The sequence below is a fragment of the Nocardioides dubius genome, assembly GCF_039528155.1.
In the GTDB taxonomy this organism is placed as follows: Bacteria; Actinomycetota; Actinomycetes; order Propionibacteriales; family Nocardioidaceae; genus Nocardioides; species Nocardioides dubius.
The window spans coordinates 70,579-71,689 of sequence record NZ_BAAALG010000007.1; the positions used below are offsets into that span (position 1 = coordinate 70,579).

Annotated in this window: 2 protein-coding genes; both read right to left on the reverse strand. The window is 67.9% G+C overall.

The window, feature by feature from the left end:
• Positions 1 to 72 precede the first annotated feature (72 nt).
• Positions 73 to 420 (reverse strand): helix-turn-helix domain-containing protein, encoded by a 348-nt coding sequence (locus ABD151_RS09105; RefSeq protein ID WP_343993514.1) that lies wholly within the window; start codon positions 418 to 420, stop codon positions 73 to 75.
• Between the two features lie 72 nt (positions 421 to 492).
• The gene (locus tag ABD151_RS09110; RefSeq protein WP_343993516.1) at positions 493 to 954 is read right to left on the reverse strand and encodes a hypothetical protein; all 462 of its coding nucleotides are present in this window, start codon (positions 952 to 954) and stop codon (positions 493 to 495) included.
• Between the last annotated feature and the right edge of the window lie 157 nt (positions 955 to 1,111).

A 1,111-nucleotide genomic window follows, 5' to 3' on the forward strand; every position in this document is an offset into this window, starting at 1 on the left:
CCCCCCCCCCCCCCCGAGAGTGGGAGCCAGCTGCCGCTTAGCTGTGTGCGCGCGAGAGGACCGGGCCCGGATTCAGCCGATCACCAAGGCGAGCGGCTCATGCGCGTCATCGGCACCGGCTGCGGGAACTGTCAGGGTCAGCCGGCCGCCCAACGCCTCGACCAGTCGCAGCAGCGTGGGAGCTGTGGGGGCGGTGATTCCGCGCTCGATCCGGCTCAGATCGCCCTGGTCGAGGCCCGCTCGATCGGCGACCTCGGTCTGCGTGAGCCTCCTCGCCTTGCGGGCCAGGGCGAGGGCCACGCCCACCGAATGCTTGGCGTAGACCTCATCGAAGACACGGACGGCCTCGGCCTCCTCGCGGGACGCCGACCGAGCGCGCTCGGCGACGTACTCGGCGAAGGAACTCGACGAACTGGACACGATCTCCACCTTCCTCTCGGACCAAGAATATGGCGAAAAACCCATGCCGGCAAGAGTGATCCACAGGAGCCTCTACCGCTGCGTTCCCCTGTGCTTCTTGGCGGCTGCACGCTCGATCTCCCAGGCGCGCAACGCCTTGCGAGCATTGGCGATCTCCTTCTGCTGCCGCCGTGCACTGGGATCTCTGCCCTTGTCGTACCCGCTGATCAGGAGGATGACCTTCGCCCCGCGGAAGGCGACGAAGACGCGCAGCAGAATTCGGGCGGGCGGGGCCTCCGGACCCGAGGCATCTGCCTCGGCGTAGGCCGCGAGGATCTCGCGCTCGCTATGCCGGATCCGGAATTCGTAGAGCCCCTGTTTGAGGGGCTTCAACCACTGCGTACGCGCCAGGCTCAGGCCGTTCGGCTCCAAGACGTGGAGGATGGCGGCGCTCAGTGCTGCGAACTGCTGGGGCCCAAGGGCCTCCATCCAGTCCCTGACCGGCAGCCTGCCGTGCACGTCCCGATAGAACTCGGCACTCCACTTCTCGGCCACTTCTCTCCCCCTGCGCTGAGGTGGAGCCGAACGCTAGTGCCGCGAGCACTCGCTCGTGCGCCGCGCCTCCGCGCCTGTGGATAGCCCTGCTGACGACCCGCATGGTCGAGCAGCGCACAGCGATGCCACCTGGCAACCAGTGCCCCGAGGTTCTCAG